The organism is Nonlabens sp. MB-3u-79 (assembly GCF_002831625.1).
GTDB lineage: Bacteria > Bacteroidota > Bacteroidia > Flavobacteriales > Flavobacteriaceae > Nonlabens.
Map to the genome: position 1 here is coordinate 2217537 of NZ_CP025116.1, position 23694 is coordinate 2241230.

The 23694-nt window shown below is 35.8% G+C and carries 22 protein-coding genes; 9 read left to right on the top strand and 13 right to left on the bottom strand.

Going from position 1 to position 23694, the window contains the following annotated elements; all coding sequences use genetic code 11:
• Nucleotides 1-27: 27 nt before the first annotated feature.
• Complete coding sequence (locus tag CW736_RS09780) at nucleotides 28-870, bottom strand: ABC transporter permease (RefSeq protein ID WP_101015104.1); 843 nt, start codon at nucleotides 868-870, stop codon at nucleotides 28-30.
• An 8-nt stretch (nucleotides 871-878) separates the two neighbouring features.
• Nucleotides 879-1775, bottom strand: coding sequence for an ABC transporter ATP-binding protein (locus CW736_RS09785; protein ID WP_101013769.1), 897 nt, complete (start codon nucleotides 1773-1775; stop codon nucleotides 879-881).
• Between the two features lie 59 nt (nucleotides 1776-1834).
• Between CW736_RS09785 and CW736_RS09790 the strand changes: the two genes are divergently transcribed.
• Complete coding sequence (locus CW736_RS09790; RefSeq protein WP_101013770.1) at nucleotides 1835-2917, top strand: hypothetical protein; 1083 nt, start codon at nucleotides 1835-1837, stop codon at nucleotides 2915-2917.
• A gap of 84 nt (nucleotides 2918-3001) precedes the next feature.
• On the opposite strand, the gene CW736_RS09795 is transcribed toward CW736_RS09790, so the two are convergent.
• From CW736_RS09795 to CW736_RS09815, 5 genes are all read right to left on the bottom strand, one after another.
• Nucleotides 3002-4060, bottom strand: coding sequence for a nucleoid-associated protein (locus tag CW736_RS09795; RefSeq protein ID WP_101013771.1), 1059 nt, complete (start codon nucleotides 4058-4060; stop codon nucleotides 3002-3004).
• A gap of 3 nt (nucleotides 4061-4063) precedes the next feature.
• The gene (locus tag CW736_RS09800) at nucleotides 4064-4597 is read right to left on the bottom strand and encodes an IS1096 element passenger TnpR family protein (protein ID WP_101013772.1); all 534 of its coding nucleotides are present in this window, start codon (nucleotides 4595-4597) and stop codon (nucleotides 4064-4066) included.
• 199 nt (nucleotides 4598-4796) lie between these two features.
• On the bottom strand, nucleotides 4797-6047 hold the full coding sequence (locus tag CW736_RS09805) for an alpha/beta hydrolase-fold protein (protein ID WP_101013773.1): 1251 nt from the start codon (nucleotides 6045-6047) through the stop codon (nucleotides 4797-4799).
• A 591-nt stretch (nucleotides 6048-6638) separates the two neighbouring features.
• Entirely contained in the window at nucleotides 6639-7688 is a 1050-nt protein-coding gene (locus CW736_RS09810; protein ID WP_101013774.1) for a COX15/CtaA family protein, read from the bottom strand.
• Between the two features lie 280 nt (nucleotides 7689-7968).
• On the bottom strand, nucleotides 7969-8574 hold the full coding sequence (locus CW736_RS09815) for a tRNA-(ms[2]io[6]A)-hydroxylase (RefSeq protein ID WP_101013775.1): 606 nt from the start codon (nucleotides 8572-8574) through the stop codon (nucleotides 7969-7971).
• A gap of 347 nt (nucleotides 8575-8921) precedes the next feature.
• Here CW736_RS09815 and mtaB point away from each other — a divergent pair, with 347 nt between their 5' ends.
• The 3 genes from mtaB (at nucleotide 8922) to cmk (ending at nucleotide 12039) form a co-directional block, all read left to right on the top strand.
• The gene (gene mtaB / locus CW736_RS09820; protein WP_101013776.1) at nucleotides 8922-10250 is read left to right on the top strand and encodes a tRNA (N(6)-L-threonylcarbamoyladenosine(37)-C(2))-methylthiotransferase MtaB; all 1329 of its coding nucleotides are present in this window, start codon (nucleotides 8922-8924) and stop codon (nucleotides 10248-10250) included.
• Between the two features lie 79 nt (nucleotides 10251-10329).
• Entirely contained in the window at nucleotides 10330-11343 is a 1014-nt protein-coding gene (gene porQ / locus CW736_RS09825; protein ID WP_101013777.1) for a type IX secretion system protein PorQ, read from the top strand.
• Nucleotides 11344-12039 carry a (d)CMP kinase gene (gene cmk, locus CW736_RS09830; protein ID WP_101013778.1) on the top strand — a complete coding sequence of 232 codons (696 nt, stop codon included), beginning with the start codon at nucleotides 11344-11346 and terminating at the stop codon, nucleotides 12037-12039.
• Between the two features lie 403 nt (nucleotides 12040-12442).
• Here cmk and CW736_RS09835 read toward each other — a convergent pair whose 3' ends face one another.
• The 4 genes from CW736_RS09835 to CW736_RS09850 form a co-directional block, all read right to left on the bottom strand.
• Nucleotides 12443-13087, bottom strand: a complete 645-nt coding sequence (locus CW736_RS09835; protein WP_101013779.1) for a carboxypeptidase-like regulatory domain-containing protein — start codon at nucleotides 13085-13087, stop codon at nucleotides 12443-12445.
• 13 nt (nucleotides 13088-13100) lie between these two features.
• The gene (locus CW736_RS09840; RefSeq protein ID WP_157810926.1) at nucleotides 13101-13505 is read right to left on the bottom strand and encodes a hypothetical protein; all 405 of its coding nucleotides are present in this window, start codon (nucleotides 13503-13505) and stop codon (nucleotides 13101-13103) included.
• Nucleotides 13506-13628: 123 nt separating this feature from the next.
• A complete protein-coding gene (locus CW736_RS09845) occupies nucleotides 13629-14087 on the bottom strand; it encodes a DUF1801 domain-containing protein (protein WP_101013781.1) in 459 nt (152 codons plus the stop codon).
• 288 nt (nucleotides 14088-14375) lie between these two features.
• Nucleotides 14376-16520: a VWA domain-containing protein gene (locus CW736_RS09850; RefSeq protein WP_101015105.1), complete on the bottom strand. Its 2145-nt coding sequence runs from the start codon at nucleotides 16518-16520 to the stop codon at nucleotides 14376-14378.
• A gap of 326 nt (nucleotides 16521-16846) precedes the next feature.
• On the opposite strand from CW736_RS09850, the gene rpsA reads away from it, so the two are divergent.
• The 5 genes from rpsA (at nucleotide 16847) to CW736_RS09875 (ending at nucleotide 21877) form a co-directional block, all read left to right on the top strand.
• Nucleotides 16847-18700: a 30S ribosomal protein S1 gene (gene rpsA / locus CW736_RS09855; RefSeq protein ID WP_101013782.1), complete on the top strand. Its 1854-nt coding sequence runs from the start codon at nucleotides 16847-16849 to the stop codon at nucleotides 18698-18700.
• A gap of 399 nt (nucleotides 18701-19099) precedes the next feature.
• Nucleotides 19100-19645 (top strand): bifunctional pyr operon transcriptional regulator/uracil phosphoribosyltransferase PyrR, encoded by a 546-nt coding sequence (pyrR, locus tag CW736_RS09860; RefSeq protein ID WP_101013783.1) that lies wholly within the window; start codon nucleotides 19100-19102, stop codon nucleotides 19643-19645.
• A complete protein-coding gene (locus CW736_RS09865; RefSeq protein WP_101013784.1) occupies nucleotides 19645-20580 on the top strand; it encodes an aspartate carbamoyltransferase catalytic subunit in 936 nt (311 codons plus the stop codon). The genes pyrR and CW736_RS09865 overlap by 1 nt, the downstream gene beginning before the upstream one ends.
• Nucleotides 20573-20905 (top strand): ribonuclease Z, encoded by a 333-nt coding sequence (locus CW736_RS09870; RefSeq protein ID WP_101013785.1) that lies wholly within the window; start codon nucleotides 20573-20575, stop codon nucleotides 20903-20905. Before CW736_RS09865 ends, CW736_RS09870 begins: the two co-directional genes overlap by 8 nt.
• Nucleotides 20906-20971: 66 nt before the next feature.
• Entirely contained in the window at nucleotides 20972-21877 is a 906-nt protein-coding gene (locus CW736_RS09875; protein ID WP_101013786.1) for a ribonuclease Z, read from the top strand.
• Between the two features lie 89 nt (nucleotides 21878-21966).
• Here the strand turns inward: CW736_RS09875 and CW736_RS09880 are convergent, their stop codons facing one another.
• Nucleotides 21967-22482 (bottom strand): hypothetical protein, encoded by a 516-nt coding sequence (locus tag CW736_RS09880; protein ID WP_101013787.1) that lies wholly within the window; start codon nucleotides 22480-22482, stop codon nucleotides 21967-21969.
• A gap of 93 nt (nucleotides 22483-22575) precedes the next feature.
• Complete coding sequence (locus tag CW736_RS09885; protein ID WP_101013788.1) at nucleotides 22576-23694, bottom strand: GNAT family N-acetyltransferase; 1119 nt, start codon at nucleotides 23692-23694, stop codon at nucleotides 22576-22578.

Genomic DNA, 23694 nt, shown 5'->3' on the forward strand with positions numbered 1-23694 from the left:
TCTTGAGTATGTTATATAAAATTCAATTTACAAGTCTCTTCGTTTTAGTAAGGCATAAGACCAGTAGATCAATAGGGCACTCCAGATACAAACAGAAAGGATATCAACCCATTCAATATCGTAAGTAAAATTAAGACCTTTAATATCTATTTGATTCATTGCAGACGATATCAGGTCAATCTTAGTTATAGGCTCTTTGATCAAATTAGACATGGCGTTAAGGGGCAACAGATGCAACAACCAGTCATAAATATGCGTGTCGTATAATTGATCTACACCTCTTGCAATTAGATTTAAAACACCTTCAAAGATCCACCATACCGCAACAAAACCTAAAGCGAAAGCACTTCTTTTTACTAAAATCCCTGCAAATAGACAAAAACAAAAGAACACCAAATGACCTAAAAAGAAAGCTCCTAGATATCCCATTTGGGAGAAAATTATGGAGGCCTCATTAAAGTCAGAATAAATCAAGCCTAATGTCAACGAGGCTAAGAATACAATAATTGTTGTTAAAAAAGCGAGAGAGCAAGCGAAGTAAAACTTAGATAGGATCAATTCCTTTTTACTTAAACCATCTATCAAGTTTTGTTTTAAAGTTCTATTAGTGTATTCATTTGCCGTTAAGGATACGATCACAATAGCAATAAAAATCTTAAGAAAACTTGTAAAGTAAGTACTCACATGCCAGATTAATGGGAAATTGAATATTCCTAAATCGGAGAAGCTACCATTAAAACCATTCAATTCGATCCTTATCATCCCGGTAAGCATCAACAGTATCACTATAGCTAAGTAAATAATGGTAAGTACTTTGCTGCTTTTACTATACCTGAATTTGTGAAATTCTATATCTAATAATCTTTTCATAGCGGCCATTAGTTTTGGTTGGTTAATTCAATGAATTGGTCTTCTAGACTCTGCTTCTTATGAAATAGTTTGTTGAGAACAATACCGTTCTCAAAAGCTTCTTTATTGATTTGTGTATTGTCTACATCTTCATAAAGTTTTACTTCTAGACCATCATCATGTACGGTGATGGTTCCTGCATAAGCTTTATTTTTAAGGAAATCATGCAGCGCATCCCTGTCAGTGGCGTCTATAAATATGGATCCATGATTTCTATTCATTTCGTCTACTGGACCAGAATACAACATTTTACCTAAGCGCAAAACCACTACGTCAGTGCACACTTTTTCTACTTCGTCTAGTAAGTGAGAAGCCAGTAGGATGGTAGTTCCGTTTGCTGCTATTTTTTGAATAATATCCCGTATCTGTCGTATTCCTTGAGGGTCTAAGCCATTGGTAGGTTCATCAAGGATCAATATCTCTGGGTTATTGAGCAAGGCACTCGCTATCGCAAGACGTTGTTTCATACCCAAAGAGTAGGTTTTAAAAGGAGAATGCTTTCGCGAAAGCAAATCTACAAGTGTCAATTTCTCTTCAATTGTAGAAGGATCTATATTTTTAATTTTACAGACCAGCTTTAGGTTTTGAATGGCACTCATACTGGGGTAAAAATTAGGCCGTTCTATAATCGCACCTATTCTTTTTAGGGCATCATGATTAGAGGTGGTTCCTTCAAACCACTTATAATCACCACTAGTAGGGTTCACTACATTGAGTACCATTCCTAAAGTGGTGGATTTACCACTACCGTTAGGACCTAGAATTCCGTAGACATGGCCTTTTTTTATTTTAAATGAAATATGATCCACCGCAGTGAGCGGACCATAGTTTTTATGAAGTTGGTTAATTTCAAGGATGGTTTCCATGAATAAAGTTTTTTTGTTGTATTATGTGACTGCAAGAAACACCAAATGTTACAATATTGATGTCCGAAAAGATCCTTAATGATAAATTACTCTCTAATAAGAAACCTACTTTTCCTATAGGTACCTCTTTATCAGATTATGTAAAAAGATACAATAGAGCTACTACCATTCCAGTTTCCTATGATGACTTATTGAGATTTGCCGGTTGTATCACTGTTTATGATAAAAATGATGAAGATACTTTATGGGTGCGTTGTTATTATTCTGATTCTGATCGGGAGCAAATAGACGGCCATTTAAAAAGAATTTACGATATTCTTCACAGTGATGGACGTGATAAGTCATTGGACTATTTGAATGTCGACGCTGTGGATTACTGCACCTTTGGTAATACAAAACCATTTCGTATCCGGATACGAAATATTTTGAATGACGGATTTACTTATTTCTATGTAAAAAAAGCAGATGCTTCAAGGGTTTACGGGTTAGAAATAGAACATCTTTTATCACCTCACCGTATCAACTTTTTAGTGTATAAGAATACTTTAATTGAAGAACATATTGCGGGTATTCCAGGAGATGAATTCATAGAGAATTATATGGAAGATTGTGATCAGCAAGAGTTGACTCAAATAGCAAAAGAGTTTGTCAAATTTAATGAACGTTGTTTGATCCGATTATTGGGTGATATGAGGTCCTACAACTATGTGGTCATTCCAACTCATGATTTTGACAGAGTTAGTTATGCGATACGCGCTATAGACTTCGATCAGCAATGTTATGAGGGTAAATTAAAAGTATATCGACCACAATTTTTTAAAGAAAACCTGGCAATGGTCACTAATGTAGCAACTCATCTTAAGAGTGAAAGTATCGAGCAATATAAAAAAGAAGAAAGGGCACTTATTGCAAAACGATTGATCAATACACAAAAACGATATAGACAATTGATAAAATGTATGAAGGCCGATTTTATTTCTACTCCTTCAAAGTTCAAACAGCTTAAAAAAGAACTTCATGATTTTACTGGAGATGTAGCATTTAAATCTACGAGAAGCATGGGAGGAGTCCTAAATACTGCAATGGAATTTGTAAAAAGAAACTATCATGATGCCGATCATGAAAATCAATTTAAAATATAGGCATAAACTATTAGTCATAAAAAAAACCTGAATTTTATTCCATTAAGAATAAAATTCAGGTTTTTTACAGCCGGTACTTTTTAGTTACTTCTTCTCTTCTCGGTTGAAGTAAACTAAGTAATAATACATTTGTTTTTCTTCGTCCCATCCTTTTTCTATAAACTTCTCTGCACTGCTAGAGTTGGTGAAATCCATCTTTATTTGCACATGAGTATCTAGATTGATAACACTTTTAATTCCCTTTCGAGCAGCACTTACAGCAGTGTTAGAGATAGGGAAGGTAGACACATCTTCTATAGAGTGTTTGGCTCCTTTTTCTAATTTATAATTTTTAAATTCTGGAATCAAATCCGGATTTTCTAGTGTTTCATTTAAGAAAGCCGTTTCTTCAAAGGTGTCGTTTTTGGCAAAGTGATTTACCGCACGGTTCATAAACATGACTTCTTCCTTCTTATCTTCAGCAGGTAATACCACGTCTTTTGCAAAGTCTTGACAAAATTTCAAATACTTTTTTGTAAAGAAATTCTCGTCCTCAAAAACATCTACGCCCAAGAAACTTTCCAACCAATACTTAGCATCATAACGGTTAGAATCTACAGAAAGGATCTTGTAACCAGCTTCTTCTTCTACGTTAAAAATTATTGCTCCTTTGTCTAATTTGTTCAAATTGACGCCTTGTTGAAGAATCATTTTTAGATCTGTTTCTCCTTCTTCAAACTGTAAAAACTCTTGTTTGATCTCACTTTTGAAAATCCCTATAGCGTCGGTTTTATTGTTGTCCACCATAACGTTATCAAAATAACAGATATACACTTCACCACTTCGTATGTGAGGATGGTCTGACTGTTCATACAGGTGTTTTGCCATCTTCTTACTGTTTTCTAGCAGAGATGCTGGTGTGGAGAATATCGCTTTCGCGAAAGCGTACATTTCATGAAACTCTAAGTCATCTTCATGAAAGAAACTGTAATATGCTTCTTCTTTAGAACGAAAAGATTTCAAAAAGTATTCCTTTAAAAGGGAGTGCATCTCATCATCCAAACTCGTAGAACTGTTGGAAGTAAGTAAAGCTTCTCCTTTATTTTTGTTACCTACACGATGTATGGCAAGACTTTCAATTCTAGTGTTGTATAAATTGATCATAGTTTAATAGAGGTCATTTTCGTCAAAGGATTCTTCATCATAAAATTCATTATCGCCATCACCGCGATATTCTTCGTCATCGTCATCATCGTCATCATCGTGAAAACGTGGGTCTGCTTCAAATTCTTTATCTGGTGCACTGTCTGGTAATTCACCCACAGAGAATATCACTTGCGGATAAGTGGTACCTGGATTATGAGGAACTACATCAGCTAATTCAACAGAAAAGGTCCACAAACTCAAGAAGTCATAAAGATAGATCATTCTTGTTTTCTTTTTACTCATGGCTTTTTCTAAAAGCGTATCGGCCATCTTTTTTACAGGAGCCATTCCACCGCTCATATCAAAAAGGCAGTATTCCTCGCCTTGATTCCACTCTTCATCACTGGCATAGAAACTAGCCATTTCATCACCTTCCAGCTGGAAAGCTTGCACAATGACATTATGAAACTCTTCTAAAGTGCTTTTTTCATCTATCTCAATGTCTCTAAAACAGTCGTCGTTTGCATCGAGAAGAACTCTTAATCTATAGATCATTTACTCCAATTTTTAAGGATGGCAAAGATAGGATTTTTGAGTAGCAACTCTAGCTTGAAATCGGATTTGAATTTGAAGATATTTTGTGTTTTTTTATCGTTTGAAAATCTTATTTTTTTTATTCAATACACATGCGTAATACTTCATATAACAAGCCCGTTATAGTATAGGCCACGCAAAGAAAGACCTTTAGTACTATTTATTCTTTCTTCAGTTCTTCAATTCTTTTTTTATAGGAGTCATCTCCACTTATTTCAAGAGCTTGAGTGAAAAACTTTATAGCATTTCTCTTGTCATTGTTTCTCACATAATAAGTTGCCAAAGCGCTATAAGCATTTACATTTTCAGGATAATATTCGATGGCAAAATCAAAGTACATCTTTGCCTTGTCCATTTGGTCCATATCCATATTCATATCACCTTGTATATACAATAGGAAATAGGGTAAAGGGGGTACAGAATAACCAAAATAAGTTTGGAGTTTGTTTTGACGGTATCTAAGGACCTTAGTAAGCTCCTCGACAGTTGTAGCAGGCGTGTTGTATGCATCAATATGCTCCATTTGATACCATTGGAAAACAGAAATTAAACCATCCATGATAGAGGGAACAGCAATAGTTCCATGTAAATCTCTTGGATAAAACTTCCATTCAAAGGATAATTCATTCTGCTTACTATTATTCAAAAGTTCGGAAAAAGCAAGATTTGATCGTGCAAATAAGGTAAAGTCTGTACTGTCTTTTTTAACCTCCTCTAAAGGCATATTTGGTTTCTGCATATGTACTTGACCCCCTAACGACATAAATAACGACTTGCCCTTAAAATCAGTGCTTGTAATTTTATCTTTTGCTTCTTTAAGTAGTTTTTGATGGTCCCAATCTAAACTAGGGTCAATGGCTAGATAATTTGAAAATAAATGTGGTTGATGAACTAATGAATACAACGTGAATAATCCTGCATAAGAATGTCCAATTAAGGTTCTAAAATTCGTTACAAGATATTTCTTCTCCACAAATGGAATTAATTCGGTCTCTAGGAACTTACTAAAATTTGCTGCCTCTCCATTTTTTTGTTTAAAGGGCATTCCATACATCTCTGTTACCGTTGATGTGGTCAAGTCCCGCATTCTATTCTTATCGTTTGAAATGCCTACAACAACCATTTCTGGAATAAAACCGCCACTGTAAAACCTAAGAACATTAGTTACAGTAGGTAAGAATACCTCTCCATCTAGAACATAAACTACCGGATACTTTTTATCTTCTGCAGGATTGTAATCGGCAGGCAGTTGAATATAAATTTCTCGGTATTCATTTAGTGTTTTAGAATAGATGCTATCTAGAGTGCCTATTTTTTGTAAAAACTGAAGATCTGAATCAGTTTGGCCATTTGTAAATTGCTGAAGCAAAAAGCTCATTCCAACGGCTACTAATAGTTGTGTTTGATTCATAAATTTATATTTGTTTTACTTCCTGGAAGTAGCCGTTGTCAAATGACTTCCATCAACTATAAGTTAAATGATAAATAGGTATAGATTCAAAACTTCTATGAATGGAGTACTGATGGATGAATAGTTGAACCCTAACTATTATTTTTTAGATTTTTTTAATCTCTTTTCTTCCTTTTTTTCTTTTGGAGTTTTGGTCGCTTCTTTTTTTACGTTTTTCTTGGAGTCTTGACTTTTTGCCATGATGCTATTTATTTATTTACTCAACATTTGTTTGTTGAACTTTTAAATATAGTTCTATTATCGAAGCTATTTATAGGCCATATAAAATATTGTGAAATCTTTTATATGGTTAAGATGTTAAAAGCATGGGCGCTTTCGCGAAAGCGTCATGGAAACACTTATTTAAGAAACACTTTGACATCATATGGAATCCGCATAAATGTGGAGTCAACTAAAATTTGGCGCTGAATACGATAGTATAAATAAATCCCACATAAATTTGGAACAAGGATTGTTCTTTCCTAAAACTTTTTTATAGATGGTGTGCCCTATTTTGAAAAGCTCCATAGATTAGTTCGGCATGTGAACCTCTTATTTTAATGCCACTCGCAATCGCATCCACAAATAAAATTGCATACCTAGAATTAAGGAAGCAACAACTAAATGAATCGCTTGAGAACCGAAAGGAAAGTCCAAATAATTCATAAAGACACCGCTTAGAATCGTGATAACAAATAACGAAGCGAGAACGGAATAGGATTTTGTAGGATGATGGAATATATGAACCGCTCTATAAATAAACCAACCGTGAAGCACCAGCAATAAAATAGAATAACTTCTATGAATTAAGAAAACCAAAGGGCCATTTTCTAACCACTCTGAACTTAATGGGTACCCAAAAAGATCTACTTGCTCATCTATAAACTGGCGTACTTGTGTCCCCATAACTACTTGAATTAGGGTAAGAAAAATTAACCCAGCGGCAGCACGCACCATTGTTTTATTGCTTTTATAACGGTAGTCTGTTGGTTTTACTTCATGAAGCAAATAAATAAGCAATCCTACAATTAATAAAGCAGCGATCATATGAAAGGTAATGAGCGCAGGAGAAAGATTGGTGTCCACAACAATTTTACCTATCACGGCTTGAATTCCCATTGAAAGTACCGAGACAAAACTAAGAATAGTAAGTCGTGGTCTTTTTTTGATGTAGCGTAAGGAGAATAAAAACATGATAAAAACAACTAGGCCACCCAGCGCACCAATGAGTCTATTAATATATTCTGTCCAAGTATGATATACGTTAAATACGGAGTAATCATGTTTAGTGTAGGATTCCCAGTTTTGTGGTTGGTAAGTAGTACCTGTAAAAAAATCTTTTTTGGCCACTCGCAGTTCCTCATCAAGGATAATGACCATTCCTTCTTTATAAGGAGTTTCTGGAGAGAACTCGATCTCCACTTGCTCTGTAGGGGGAATCCAATAACCAAAACACTTTGGCCAGTCTGGACATCCCATACCGCTTCCAGTCATGCGTACAATAGCTCCGGCAACGATAATTAAATAAATAATAGTAATACTGGCCATAAGCCACCAGCGGTAACGCTTTTCTGAAAAGAAGTTTTTGATATTTTGGTTCATTTAGTTTAATCTGTTTTCAAGCTTTTCTTCCCAAATGGCAGAATTAATTCTGTCCTTTGGGAAACACAACTCGCCTGTGGCTTTTTTTTATTTAGCAGAATACTTCAACAAGCTTAGCACAAGGGAATTCCGCTTTTTTTAATTTCTTTTTCAATTTCTTTTTCAATTTCGAGTTCGAGTTCGACAGGGAATTCGGCAATTTTATTTTATTTCAATTTCAATTTCAATTTCAATTTCAATTTCAATTTCGAGTTCGAGTTCGAGTTCAATTTCGAGTTCATCAATGCATTCGATCGCCACGAACTTCAAGATGAGGTAAAAAACCTGCTTCATGATCTAACCAATAGTGCCATCTCGTCATCACTTTTTCTTCTTCAAAAAAGCTTTTGGCAAGCTGGAGGAACAATTTGTAATGAGCAGCTTCTGCCACCATGAATTGATGGTAGAAATCTTTTAAACCTTGCTCTTCTAGTTGTTGAGAAAGTATTTTAAAACGCTCACAACTGCGCGCTTCAATAAGCGCACAAATCAATAGCTGATCTAAAAACAACTGTTCGCGTCCCGTACCTTTTGGTTTTCCTTTCATCAATTCTTTGATGTATTGATCTGGGCGTTGTATACCAAGGGTCAAGCCTCTTTTCTTTAACTCGGCCAAAACCATTCTAAAATGTCCCCATTCTTCTGTAACAATAGGAGAAAGAGCTTCCACAATTTCAGGTTTGTCAGAATGCATTTGAATAATCGAGATGATGGTACTCGCCGCTTTTTGCTCACAAAAGGCATGATCTGTTAGAATATCCTGCATACTCATAGCAGCAAGATCCACCCATCGCGGATCTGTAGGTAAGTTCAACCCTAAAGTTGTTTTAGAAACAGTGTTTTCCATAATACAAAGGTCGTTTAGAATGTTGATTTATAACAGGAATAATTGATAATATTCGTGCTCCTAGAATTGTGTGCAATTAGATCCATGCTGATAAGTTTATATTTTTGATCCTTATAACAAGGTTCAAAAAAAATAAGCTGTTGTTCCATTCTCTAATATTAAAGAACGCAAAATCAACTGCGCATTTGTCAAGAAAAATTTAAGAATATAGAAATGAAAATAGCTTTTGATATTAAAATAAGACAGTATTGTTCTCGCTTTCGCGAAAGCGGTAGCCACAAACTGAAAAGGCTTATTGTGACTGTGAACTAATACTTACCTTTGCATCCTTAAATTCATCACAAATTATGCTTGTAGAGACAGCTGCAAAATCCGTTGCATTTTATACTTTAGGTTGTAAACTCAATTTTAGTGAGACCAGTACTATTGCTCGTTCTTTTGAGCAAGAAGGTTTTCATAAGGTAGGCTTTGAGCAAAAGGCAGATATCTACGTGATCAACACTTGTAGCGTGACTGAAAATGCTGATAAGCGTTTTAAGTCCATCGTAAAAAAGGCACAGAAAGTGAACGAGGACGCTTTTGTCATTGCGGTGGGTTGTTATGCACAATTACAACCAGAAGAACTGGCTGATGTAGATGGTGTTGATCTCGTTCTTGGGGCAACAGAAAAATTTAAAATTACCGATTACATCCATCAGCTGTCTAAAGAACAGCCTACACAGGTGCATTCTTGCGAGATTGATGAAGCCGATTTCTATGTGGGATCTTATTCCATAGGAGATAGAACAAGGGCGTTTTTGAAGGTACAAGACGGGTGTGATTATAAATGTACCTATTGCACCATACCACTGGCACGTGGGATTTCTCGTAGTGATACTTTAGAAAATGTGATGGAAAATGCACGCCAGATAAGTGGTCAAGGAATCAAAGAAATTGTTCTTACCGGTGTGAATATAGGAGATTATGGAAAAGGAGAATTTGGCAATAAACGCCATGAGCACACTTTTTTAGACCTCGTTCATGCATTGGACACCGTAAAAGGGATTGAACGCCTGCGTATTTCTTCCATCGAACCTAATTTATTAAAAAACGAAACCATTGAATTTGTCTCTGGAGGCAATGCTTTTGTTCCTCATTTTCATATTCCGCTTCAAGTTGGTAATAATGAGTTGCTTGGTAAAATGAAGCGCCGTTACAATAGGGAGTTGTATACAGATCGTGTGAGTAAGATCAAAGAGGTCATGCCAGACTGTTGTATAGGAGTGGATGTTATCGTAGGTTTTCCCGGAGAGACAGATGATCATTTTCTCGACACTTATAATTACTTGAATGAGTTAAACATTTCTTACTTACATGTTTTTACCTATTCAGAAAGAGAAAATACACCAGCAGCCACTATGGAAAATGCTGTGCCTCTTAAGGTGCGTAAAAAGCGTTCTAAAATGTTGCGTGGTCTTTCTGTGAAGAAACGCCGTGCTTTTTATGAAAGCCAACTAGGAAAAACCAAAACCGTGCTTTGGGAGGCTGATAATAAAGAAGGTTTTATTCATGGATTTACAGAGAATTACGTAAAAGTAAAATCCTATTGGAATCCAGAATTGGTTAACGAACTTCAACAGGTACAATTGGTTGTTATTGATGACGATGGGCTGGTAAGAATAGAACCAGCAGATTAACTATCAAAATCTCTACTACAAGATAAAAATAAATTAAACTTGCAATCGTTATCTCAATAGCAGTTTTTAAAACCCATTAATGCGTCATCTGTTTCTTCTTATCTTTTTATGTTCCGCTTTCGCGAAAGCGCAAATAGGAGGACAATCAACTTATCAATTTTTAAATTTGGTTTCTGGGACAAAGCAGGCAGCTTTAGGTGGCAGAGTATTGACTGGTGTGGATTACGACCCTACTTCTGGAATCTATAATCCAGCGACCATCAATCCTAAAATGGATAATCAGTTACAAGTTAACTATGTCAATTACTTGGGTGACGTGAGCTACGGTACAGCAAGTTATGCATACACTTGGGACCGACACGTACAGACTTTTCACGCCGGAGTGACTTATTTGAACTATGGTAAATTTGACGGATATGATGAACAGGGGAATTCTACAGGAGAATTTGGCGGGAATGAAGTCGCTGTTTCTATGGGCTACAGTTATAACATTCCGTGGTCCGATTTTTATGTAGGAGCTAACTTGAAATTGATCTCTTCTAAACTAGATATTTACACCTCTTTCGGCGGTGCGGTAGACATAGGAGTTCTTTATTACAATGAAGACAAAGCTATAAGAGCTGCGCTTGTGGTACGTAATTTAGGAACTCAATTCACTCCTTATAACGAGATTTATGAGGATTTGCCTTTAGAGATAGCCGTCGGGTTTTCTAATACGATGAAAAATATCCCGTTACGACTCCACGTCACCCTGGAGAATCTTCAACAATGGAATATAGCCTTTTCAAACGAGGCTAATGCACAAACCGATCTCGATGGTAATATCACTGAAGACCAACCTGGTTTTTTTAATAACGCTTTACGTCATACGGTTTTGGGACTAGAGATTTTCCCGGAGCAAATTTTTGAACTGCGATTGGGTTATAGTTTTAGAAGATCAGAGGAGTTGCGTATTGAAAATACTAGAGCCTTTTCTGGGGTCAGTGCCGGATTTTCCTTAAAGATGAACAACCTGCGATTCAGCTATACACATGCGAGGTATACACTGGCATCACATACGAGCCTTTTTGGTGTTAATATTAATTTACAATAGATGAGTAAAAAAATAACTATTGCCATTGATGGGCATTCCAGTACTGGTAAAAGTACCGCTGCAAAGCAACTGGCTTTGAAATTGCACTATGTTTATGTAGATACAGGAGCCATGTACAGAGCGGTCTCTTATTTCGCTTTACGCGAAAAACTGCTGGTTAACGGTAACCTAGACAAGCAAAAGCTTATTGAGAAACTTAAAGATATTCGCATCAGTTTTGTGTTTAATAAAGACACTAATAATGCAGACGTGCATTTGAATGGAGAAAATATTGAAAAACAAATCCGTACGCTTGAGGTAAGTAGCGTCGTAAGTAAGGTGGCTGAAGTTTCTGAAGTACGCGCCAAACTAGTGGAGCAGCAAAAAGCAATGGGCGATAAGAAGGGCATTGTGATGGATGGCCGCGATATAGGAAGTGTAGTTTTTCCAGATGCCGAACTCAAAGTGTTTATGACCGCAGCGCCTGAAATACGCGCGCAAAGGCGTTATCTGGAGTTGGTAGAAAAAGGTGATGATGTTTCTCTTGAAGAGGTACTTAAAAATGTAGTGGAAAGAGATCATATGGATTCTTCTAGGGAAGACAGCCCACTGATACAATTGCCAGAAGCAAAATTACTAGACACGTCAGAAATGACTCGAGAAGAGCAATTTGAATTATTAGTTTCTTGGGCTGAGGAGGCGATAGAAAAGGCGTAGTTATTTTCGTGTCATTCCGCTGCATAGCGGAATCTTTTAAAACCTTTCTCAGAGCTATCTAAAAAATTCGACCATCAATCAAACATGCCAAGAGAAATACTTTGCATGTTGATTTCTGAAAGTTTTCTTGAACAAAGTTATTGAGATTTGACATACCAACTATTTGTGTTGGCATGTAAAAAAATCGACCATCAATCCAACATGCCAAGAGAAATATTTTGCATGTTGATTTCTGAAAGTTTTCTTGAACAAAGTTATTGAGATTTGACATACCAACTATTCGTGTTGGCATTGTCTAAATCTGACGGTGATTTTGATGTTTTTTTTATAAATATGAATTCTTCCTGAATCTAGATGTAGTGGACTGATTGTACCGTTTTCTCCATCACTCGAAATTTTTCAATTAATTTCTTATTTTGATATCGATGGCTTTTCTAAAAGACTTTATTGATTGCCATAACTTGAAAAAACAATTGTTTTTTGACTCTATAATTATTTGGGGTATTCTCGTAGAATGAGCAATTCCTAAAGGATCATCTTTTAAAATAGTAATTGATTCTATTAATGTAGGATCTATCGCTTCATATTCTTCTTGAGATATTTCAACACCGTCAAAAGTGATTCTATGCTTTTGATTTTTGTTGTAATCATTAAGCTTTTCTAAATCTGATCGAAACTTTATTGTATCTCGTAATTTTTGATATTCCAGAGGCACGATGATGGTATCATAAGGCATAGTTGTGATGCCTCGATAATTTAAATTAGTATATGAGTGAATAGCTACCAAACTGGTATTAATATTTGAATTGTCGTTAATTTTTTCAAGTTGAGAGTAATATCCTTTCAGTTTAAAAATTAGGGTATCATTCTTTCTGGCGTTGATTTTAAAGTTTCCATCAAAATCACTAAATATAGAATTAGAAGAACCTTTTACTTCTATTGTTACTCCAAGCATACCTCCATCATGATCAGATATATTACCAGATACATATTGTGCAGCTGCAATGTTGGTAATTAAGAACAGAAAAAGAGTGTATAATGTTTTCAATTTTTTTAATTGTTTAATTAGTCCTTACTAAAACCCCAGTAGTTCTTGTTACGTGTAAATTAGGTCCTAATCTAAATTTTAACGTATCTCCTTTACATTCTTCGATTTGATAGTAAGAATACTTAAAATCTTCAACTAAATATCTCTGTACCTCAGTTAGAGAATCTATATTTATTTGAGGATGATGAATAACAAAAACTCCTGAATCAAAACGATCAATTTTGATACTGCTATTATCACTTTCAAAACAGATACTATCCCCTTTTATTTCAAATTGATAATTAGTGTAGTGAGAAAACTCTTTGTCATGAATAGCTTTGTATTTACCATCTGAAATTTGACATTGTAAACTAAGAGGAATTATTGATGTGTAATTTTTTATAATTTGTGCTTTTGGAGAAGAGTTCAGTTCATCCATTGTTATAATGTAATTGACATAGAATACCAATCCTATTATAAACCCAGTACAACCAATAATAATTAGAAGATCGTTAAGTGTTAAAAGAGGTTTTCGAATATAAGTTTTATTCTTTTTTCTCATCTATTTCTTTATCTCAGATTCATAAACTCCCACCCATTCCTGTGGCGTCATTTTACGACACAACTCAGCAACCAAATCTAAAGGAATTGCATCTGCTTTTTTAAATCGCACACAGCTTTTTCCCATATCCAGTTTGTATTTGGAATGTTTAGGGAATTCGGTTTTGAACCATTTTAAAAGATCTGGATCAGCATAAATACCAGAATGATAAAGTGCAATAAAGTTTTTTTGTGAAGCAATATTGATAAAGGCTAATGGTGTCCATTCTTTCCCAACGTGATATCCAGGTTCATAAACACTTTTAGGAACATAATATCCTATCATACCGTATAGCATTCCTTCTTCAAAACCTGGAGGTAAATGTTTTAATATGACATCTCTCAAGTCATTCATAGCTTTCTTACGGTCCTCTGGTAGCTTATTTAAGTATTCTTTTGGAGATTTTGCTGTAGAAGTCATGGATGTATTGTTAGCATTTAAAAGTACACTTTCAAAATTAACTAATAATAAAACCTCACAGATAACAATCATACTTTTGGCCTTTAAAACCAATTTGTTTTTTAAATGACGTATTAAAAATTTGAATTGTTTTTTATCAAGTTTAGGAATAAAATCTAAGCATAGCTATAGCTACGGTTCTATTTTATGACGAAAAATGGTTAAAAAAGAAACTAATTTTATGCGGCATTTGAAAGATAAATTGGTGTCAGTTGATCATTGGTTCTTACCTGTGAGGTTTTTTAATTTTTAATAGCCAGAATAGGAAAGGTTTTGAGTTTCATATTCCTTGTAAGACTCTACTAGTCTAATAAATTCTGCACGATAACCGTCTTCATCTGTTCCTTTTCCTTTTTTAGCCAGTTTTATAACCGCATCTAAATCTGTGGAGTTGGTGTATTTAGAATGTCTCAACTGCATTCCGAACAATGCTACAGCAGCTGCAAATTGCATATTGTCGTCGGCTTTGGTCGTTTTATTTCTTTGTACAAATTCCATGGCGGTACTTTTATCGCCATCCGGTTTTTTATAACGCAGCTTTACCGTAAACAACTCATCGTTGAAATCTTTTGAAAATGAGGTGTTGGTATATTTTAAATCGGTCAGTTCTTTGAGGTGTTCACTGCTTTTACCAGTTGGCACAATTTCATATAGTGCGGTTACTGTATGACCTATTCCTAATTCGCCTGCGTCTTTGTTGTCGTCTACAAAATCTTCGGTAGCCAGCAATCTGTTTTCATAACCTATAAGTCGGTAAGCCAATACATTCTTAGGATTGAATTCTACTTGGAGTTTTACATCTTTTGCTATGGTATACATGCTGCCGGTGAATTCCTTACCAAAAACTTTACGAGCCTCCTGAATGTTATCTATATAGGCATGATTGCCGTTTCCTTTGTCGGCTAGTGTTTCTAACTTAGCATCTTGATAATTTCCATATCCCATTCCCAAGACCGATAAGAACACACCGCTCTTTCTTTTCTCTTCGATTAATTTTTCCATAGCGCGATCACTAGAAGCGCCAACGTTAAAATCCCCATCGGTGGCTAGAATAACACGATTGTTTCCATTTTTGATAAACTGTTCTTGAGCTACTTTATAAGCAAGTTCTATTCCTTCCCCGCCTGCAGTAGAACCACCAGAGTCGAGGTTGTCTAGGGCTCTGATAATTGTTTCCTTATCTGCTCCTGAAGTAGGTTCTAAAACGATTCCAGCGGCACCGGCATACACCACTATAGAAACTTTGTCTTCTGCTCTTAATTGCTGTACTAATATCTTAAAAGCCGATTTAAGTAAAGGCAATTTATTTTCTGAGGACATAGATCCAGAAACATCGATTAAGAAAGTCAAATGTGAAGCAGGAAGTTTTTCACGATCGATGTCTTTACCTTGTAATCCTATTTTGACCAACTGTGTTTCTTTGTTCCACGGTGTCTTGGATACATTGGTATGAACGGCAAATGGTTGATCATCAGTAGTTTGCTCGTAATCATATTTGAAATAATTAATCATTTCTTCAATTTTCACCGCATCTGGTTCAACAGTCTGGCCATTATTAATCATGCGGCGCACATTGCTATAAGAAGCTTTATCCACATCAATGGAAAAGGTAGATAGAGGGGAAGTACCTACTTGTTCAAATTCATTTTCTTCTATGTTCTTATAGGATTCATTTTCAAAAAGATGGTTGATCTGACGCAGGACTATTGCAGCTCCTTCCATCTTAACATCACCATTGGTTTCAATCTCAATCACACCCTTTGCTCCTCTATTTCCATACATAGAAGTTTGAGAGGCATCCTTTATAACGTTCACACTAGAGATCTCAGCAGTATTAAATTTTTTCAATTCATTGTTTGAGATGGGAGCACCATTTAAAATAATAAGGGGTTGTGTAAACCCATTAATACTCCCAACACCTCTTAAGTTTATAGTGCTATTGGCCCCAGGCTGGCCATTAGAATTACGAATGTTTATTCCAGCTACTTGACCAGAGAGGGTTTGTACATAAGTAGCGTTTGGCCTGGACTTTATAGTTTTTGAAGTTACTGTACTGTTCGCCACACGACTACTTCGAGCTGAGGTGGTTCTATACCCTACAACAATTACCTGATCCAGGCTCGTAGTCAGAGCAACATTAATGACCCTTCGATTTCCAACTAAAATTTCTTGAGAATCATATCCAGAGTAGGTAAAGACAAGCTTGTCTGTTGCTTGTGCTTCTATGGTATAATTACCGTCAAAATCTGTGGTGGTATTTGTTTTAGCCCCTTTTACAGAAATAACGACGCCAAATAGGCTTCCCTCACTATCTGTTACTTTCCCAGTGATGGTTTTTGCTTGAGATAAGCTGGCACCAGCTATAAATACGAGTAATAGTAAAAAGTTTTTCATGATTTTGGTTTTTAAATTCATTTAAAACTACACCTGTGTTAGAGGTATAAAAAGCAATAATGAGTCAAGTGGTCTTTTGGTCTAGTGAAATAGGATAGAGGTTGAGGGAGTTGCAGGAGGTTCCGCTTTCGCGAAAGCGATATAAAAAGCAAGTTTTTTCATGTATTGAGGTGTTGGTATTCATGAAAAAAGAACGTATTTTTGCAAACCCAAATCGAGAACAAGGAAACCGGTTGGGAGTCAAAACTTTATAAACATATCTTCTAGAGCAGTTCTATTAGTTTCCACAAGTCTTTAGAATACAAATTTTAATCAGCAAACAAATTATGGCTGAAGAAACAAACAAAAAAGAACTTGAAGTTGCACAAGATGTTACAACTGATAATCAAGTTCAAGAACAAGTAGAAGAAGCAACTGTAAGACCTACTTCTCCACAACAAGAAGACCCAACAGCATTTCTAGACTCTTTTGACTGGGAACGTTATAGTGAAGGTATTGAAAAAGTGGATGAAGCTCAGTTAAAAGCATTTGAAAAATTAGTATCTGACAACTTTGTTGACACTATAGATACTGACGTTATTGAAGGTACAGTGATCAAGATTACTGATCGTGATGCAATCATTGATATCAATGCAAAGTCTGAAGGTGTTATTTCTCTTAATGAGTTCCGTTACAACCAGAACCTGAAAGAAGGTGATAAGGTTGAGGTTCTTGTAGATATACGTGAAGATGCGACAGGACAATTGATCCTTTCTCACCGTAAGGCACGTCTTATCAAGGCTTGGGAACGCGTTAATAACGCACACGACACTGGCGAGATTGTAAACGGTTATGTGAAATGTCGTACTAAAGGTGGTATGATCGTAGATGTATTCGGTATCGAAGCATTCTTACCAGGTTCACAAATTGATGTGAAACCTATACGTGACTATGACCAGTACGTTGATAAAACAATGGAATTTAAGGTGGTGAAAATCAACCACGAATTCAAAAACGTTGTAGTATCTCACAAAGCGCTTATCGAGGCAGATATCGAAGAGCAGAAGAAAGAAATTATCTCTCGTCTAGAAAAAGGACAAGTACTAGAAGGTGTTGTTAAAAACATTACTTCATACGGTGTATTTGTTGATTTAGGTGGTGTAGATGGATTGGTACACATTACTGACCTTTCTTGGTCACGTATCAATCATCCTAACGAGATTGTAGAACTAGATCAAACACTTAACGTGGTAATCCTTGACTTTGATGAAGATAAGTCACGTATCCAGTTAGGTCTTAAGCAGCTAGAGGCTCACCCATGGGAAGCACTATCTGACAAGATCAAGCCAGGAGATAAGGTGAAAGGTAAAGTAGTTGTAATCGCAGATTACGGTGCATTTGTAGAGGTAGAAGAAGGAGTTGAAGGACTTGTTCACGTATCTGAAATGTCATGGTCTACGCACTTAAGAAGTGCTGGTGACTTTGTAAAAGTAGGAGATATTATCGATGCTGAGGTACTTACAATAGATAGAGAAGATCGCAAGATGTCTCTAGGTATGAAACAACTTCACCCAGATCCATGGACAGACATTACTACTAAGTACCCTGTTAGTTCACGTCACACTGGAACGGTAAGAAACTTTACCAACTTCGGAGTATTTTTAGAACTTGAAGAAGGAGTAGATGGATTAATATACATCTCTGACCTTTCATGGACTAAGAAAGTGAAGCATCCATCAGAATTCTGTACAGTAGGAGATACACTAGAAGTAGTGGTTCTTGAACTAGACGTAGAAGGACGTAAATTATCACTTGGACACAAGCAGACAATGCCTAACCCATGGGATAAATACGAAGCTGAATTTGGTGTAGGAACAACTCACGATATTGAAATTACTGAAACTGTAGACAAAGGTGCTGTAGTGAACTTTAATGAAGATATCTCTGTGTTCATTCCAACTCGTCACTTAGAAAAAGAAGACGGTTCTAAATTGAAAAAAGGTGAGAAGGCGCAAATCCAGATCATTGAATTTAATAAAGAATTTAAGCGTGTAGTAGGTTCTCACATGATTCTTCATAAAGAAGAGGAAGCTAAGAATGTACAACAAGCAGCTGCTAAAGCTCAAGAAGATGCTAAACCTACAATAGGTGATGCTAACTCTAAGCTTCAAGCTCTTAAAGATAGAATGGAAGGAAAGTAAGATCACTTTTCTTTTAACTCAAAATCCCTTATCGGTTTTCGATAAGGGATTTTTTTATGCCTCAACTTTATGGTATGATCAATCATTAACTTGATCTATCACTATTGATGTTAGGTTCGTATTCAATAGCCAAGTCAAGAAATTGAGCCTGTTTAAATAGGAGAGTGCATTGGTAACTCATCTTTTACTATTTAAAAAAGATGAAGCATGTTGCATTATCGATGCCTAAATTAGAAAATCAAAGGGAGGTTTCAAGTAGTAATAAAATCATTAAGTCTTTAAAAGCATTTTTTAATTTCATTAATTAAAATTCAAACTTTAATCACAGTCCAAAATACTTATCTTTGCTTAACGAAATGGTGATGTTACCATTACATTTTTTGAAATTAAATTGGTTTCATGAGTCAAAAATTACTTCTCGACGCCGCAGCTCTGGATATTATACTTCACAGGCTAGCTTGCCAATTAATAGAAAATCACGATACATTTGAAAACACGGCACTAGTTGGTCTGCAACCTAGAGGAAGTTTTTTATTAAAGCGTCTGGCTGATATTTTAACAACCAGCTACAAGATCAAGGATCTAAAAACTGGATTACTAGATATTACCTTCTATCGAGATGATTTTAGACGGAGTGAGGAGCCACTTAAAGCAAATTCTACCGAAATCAACTTCTTAGTAGAAAATAAAAAAGTAGTCATCGTAGACGATGTGTTGTATACAGGAAGAAGTATACGAGCAGCATTGACGGCATTGCAATCTTTCGGTAGACCAGATACTATAGAGTTGCTTACACTTATTGACAGAAGATTTTCCAGACACTTACCCATACAGCCAGATTACAATGGGCGTCAAGTTGATGCCATTAATAATCAAAAAGTAAAAGTACTCTGGAAAGAAAATGGAGGAGAAGATGCGGTTTACCTTATAAAAAATGAAGACTAATGAGTGAATTAAGTGTCGATAATTTATTAGGTATCAAATACCTTAGCGTAGCAGACATCAACCTGATTCATAGAACTGCAGACCAGTTTAAAGAGATCATCAATAGACCTATTAAAAAAGTACCTTCCTTAAGAGATATCACAATTGCCAATCTCTTTTTTGAGAATTCTACTAGAACAAAACTTTCTTTTGAACTGGCAGAAAAACGCCTTAGTGCAGATGTTATTAATTTTAGCGCTGCTCAAAGTTCCGTAAAGAAAGGGGAGACGCTGGTAGATACGGTAAATAATATTCTTGCTATGAAAGTGGATATAGTCGTGATGCGACATCCCAATCCAGGAGCTGGAGTATTTTTATCCAAACATGTAGATGCACGAATAGTTAATGCTGGTGATGGTGCTCATGAGCATCCCACACAAGCGCTATTAGACAGTTATTCTATCAGAGAAAAACTGGGAAGCCTTCAAGGTAAAAAGGTGGTCATAGTAGGTGATATTTTACACAGCCGTGTCGCCCTTTCTAACATTTACTGTCTTAAAAAATTAGGTGCTGAAGTAATGGTTTGTGGTCCTGCCACTTTATTACCTAAGCATATAGAATCCCTAGGAGTAAAAGTAGAGCTGAATCTTAAAAAAGCACTAGAGTGGTGTGATGTGGCAAACATACTGCGTGTACAGAATGAGCGTATGGATATTTCTTATTTCCCAAGCGTTAGAGAATATGTACAGCAATATGGTGTGAATAGAGAATTACTCGATAGTCTCAAAAAAGACATTGTCATTATGCATCCTGGGCCTATCAATAGAGGAGTAGAAATAACGAGTGATGTGGCCGACTCTGATCAAGCGATCATTCTGAATCAAGTAGAAAATGGCGTAGCCATTAGAATGGCAGTCTTGTACCTGGTTGCCGCAAAAATTAGAAGAAATGATTAGTGAAGAAAACGATACCTACATACTTTTAAAAGATGAGCGAGATGATATTAAAGATTTTGCTTTATTTCTAGATCGCATATACGATCAGTTTAAGGAAAAAAATCTCATTATTGACTTGCTACAATACAACAAGGTTTCTTTAATGGATTTGATTTCCTTTTTAGAGTTAAGTGACAAACACAGAGCTACAAAGCAGTCTTTTGTAATGGTGAACACGGCCTTATCTATGGACGAAATTCCGGATGAATTAATAATTGTGCCTACCATACAAGAGGCACAAGATGTAATTGGGATGGAAGAAATAGAACGCGACCTAGGGTTTTAAGCTATCTAGACTCCTTACTTCCAACTGAGACTAAAAACGTATTTTTATAGTCCAAAACCATTTGATTTGAAACTAACCATACTTGGTTGCCATAGTGCCACTCCAAAAGATAACGCTCGTCCTACAGCCCAGATATTAGAAATGAAAGGACATCTCTTTCTAATTGATTGTGGAGAAGGAACACAAATGGCATTGCGTAAAAACCGCATCAAGTTTTCTCGGATCAAACATATTTTTATTTCTCATCTTCATGGAGATCATGTGTATGGTTTGATAGGATTGATTTCTACTTTTTGTCTTTTAGGTAGAGAGTCGGAGTTGACGATCTATGGACCTAAGGGGATCAAGGAAATGATTTTGTTGCAATTAAAATTGGCTAAAGTGTACACTTCTTTTGATTTACGCTTTCGCGAAAGCGTAGAAAACATCCCACACCTCTTGCTAGAAGACGACTCTTTGACGGTAACTACTATTCCATTAGAACATCGCGTTTTTACTCATGGCTTTCTTTTTCGAGAAAAACCAGGGGATAGACATTTAGATATTGTTGCCTGTGAAGAATACGGAATTGATCATGCCTATTACCGTAAAATCAAACAAGGTCATGACTTTGCACTAGATAATGGCGAGGTAATTCCTAATCATGAGTTGACAATGGATGGTGATCCACATAAGAGTTATGCTTTTTGTAGCGATACGGTTTATAAGGAAGATATGGTGCCGCAAATCAAAGATGTGACGGTATTATATCACGAAAGCACTTTTTTAAAATCACACGAGCACCTCTGTGAAAAAACAAAACACTGCACTGCTGCCCAAGCAGCAACTATCGCACAAAAAGCAAAAGTAGGAACATTGATTCTCGGTCACTATTCTTCACGTTATGGCGATTATGAGCTTTTTAGAAAAGAAGCCAAAGAAGTATTTGAGAATTCAGAGCTGGCGCTAGATGGAAAGGTGTTTGAGTTTTAAATAACATTTATATACAACAAAGCCCCATCGTGAGATAGGGCTTTGTTGTAAGTTCTTATTATTGAAAAGAGTCTCTTATTTCTAAAAAGCTAGATTTTTTTCATTTGATCTTTCATCATTTTGATCTGATCTTTTAGCATCCCGTGTTTGTCTAATTTTTTAGCTTCGCTTAAGAGCATAGTGGCTTCACGTTTGCGTCTTTTCATCATAGAAATACCTGCAAGGTTGAGCTTAGTTACCGCAATGTCTTGATCCATGCTGAGTCCTAAAGAGAGCGCTTTTTTAAAGTACTTCTCTGCTTTGGTCATGTTTTCTTGCGAGATCATCAAACCGTGTAAGTAGTTGTAATATCCTTGTTGCTTCTTAACGAGAGCGGTTTCTGGATGAGATATTTTATCCAACCAGTTTTTTGCTCCAGGAAAATCTTGTTTTCTCAACTTTAAAAAAGCTAATAAGATCATTTCATTTTTGAAATAAAGAAAAATGAATATTCCAGAAAAGAGAATTAAGAAGATTCCAGTAAGAATCTCGTTTCTAGTGATTTGATATATGGCATAGGCTACAATTAAAGCAGTAATGACCAATTTGATGTTTTTGTTAAACATTATAAGGTGTGTTTTAAAGTTTGCAAAGATAAGGATTTAGACGTTCTTTGTTTCCAGTCTATATCTCCGTTTTTGGCTGATTTTGTAGCCTCACTAAATATCTTTGCGGTAAGTTCTTCTTCTTTTATGAAGTGTAGGTTCGTAATTTTTCCAAGACGCTTGTACAGCAAGGTTGTCTTCTAATTCTGGATTTGTTTCGCACTTTTTAATACCATAATTCATAAAGTTGACGATAATATTTCTAAACATCATAGCAGTAACACCTTTACCTTGATATTCTGGATCGATGCCGATCAAATAAAAGGCCGCCTCCTTATTTTTCTTTTTTGCTTTCAATAAATGTATAAAACCAAAGGGGAATAACTTTCCATTCGCTTTTTGTAATGCTTTAGAAAAAGAAGGCATGGTAATCGCAAAACCTACTAATTTATCTTCTTGGTCTACCACCAGTTCTATAAAGTCTGGATTTATAAACGGAAGGTATTTTTCTTTATATAATTCTATTTGATATTGTTGTATAGGTACATAGGTAACTAGATTGCTGTATGTTTTGTTTAACAAGTCAAACATAGCATCTACATAGGGTAGGATTTCTTTAGTCGTGCTAAACTGAAGGGATTTTAACGTGTAGCGCTTTGCTATGATATCTGCAAACCTATTGATTTTATCAGGAATAGGATTTGGTGGTTGGAACTTGAATTCCACCCATTCTGCGGCTTTTACATAACCTAGTTGTTCTAGATGTTCCTTATAATAAGGATGATTGTACCACGTGATCATGGTGCTCAATTCATCAAAACCTTTGATCAGTAAACCAGCCTTATCCATGTTAGAAAAACCTACGGGTCCTTCCATGAACTCCAAATGTTGTTCTTTTCCTACTTTTTGAACTTCATCAAGTAAGGCTCTGGTCACCTCGATATCATCAATCATATCCAGCCAGCCAAAACGCATCTTAGGTTTCTTTTGTTCTTTAATTTCAATGTGATTGATCAATGCTGCAACACGTCCTACTATCCTATTATCCTGATAAGCAAGAAACATCCAGCAATCTGCATTTTTGAAGACCTGATTTTTATTTGGATCAAATATTGCCAGTTCATCTTTAATGATAGGGGGTACAAAGAACTTATTGTCTTTGTAAAGGTCCATTTGAAATTGGACAAATTTTTTGATGTCCTTTTTAGACTCAATTTTACGTACTTCAATCAT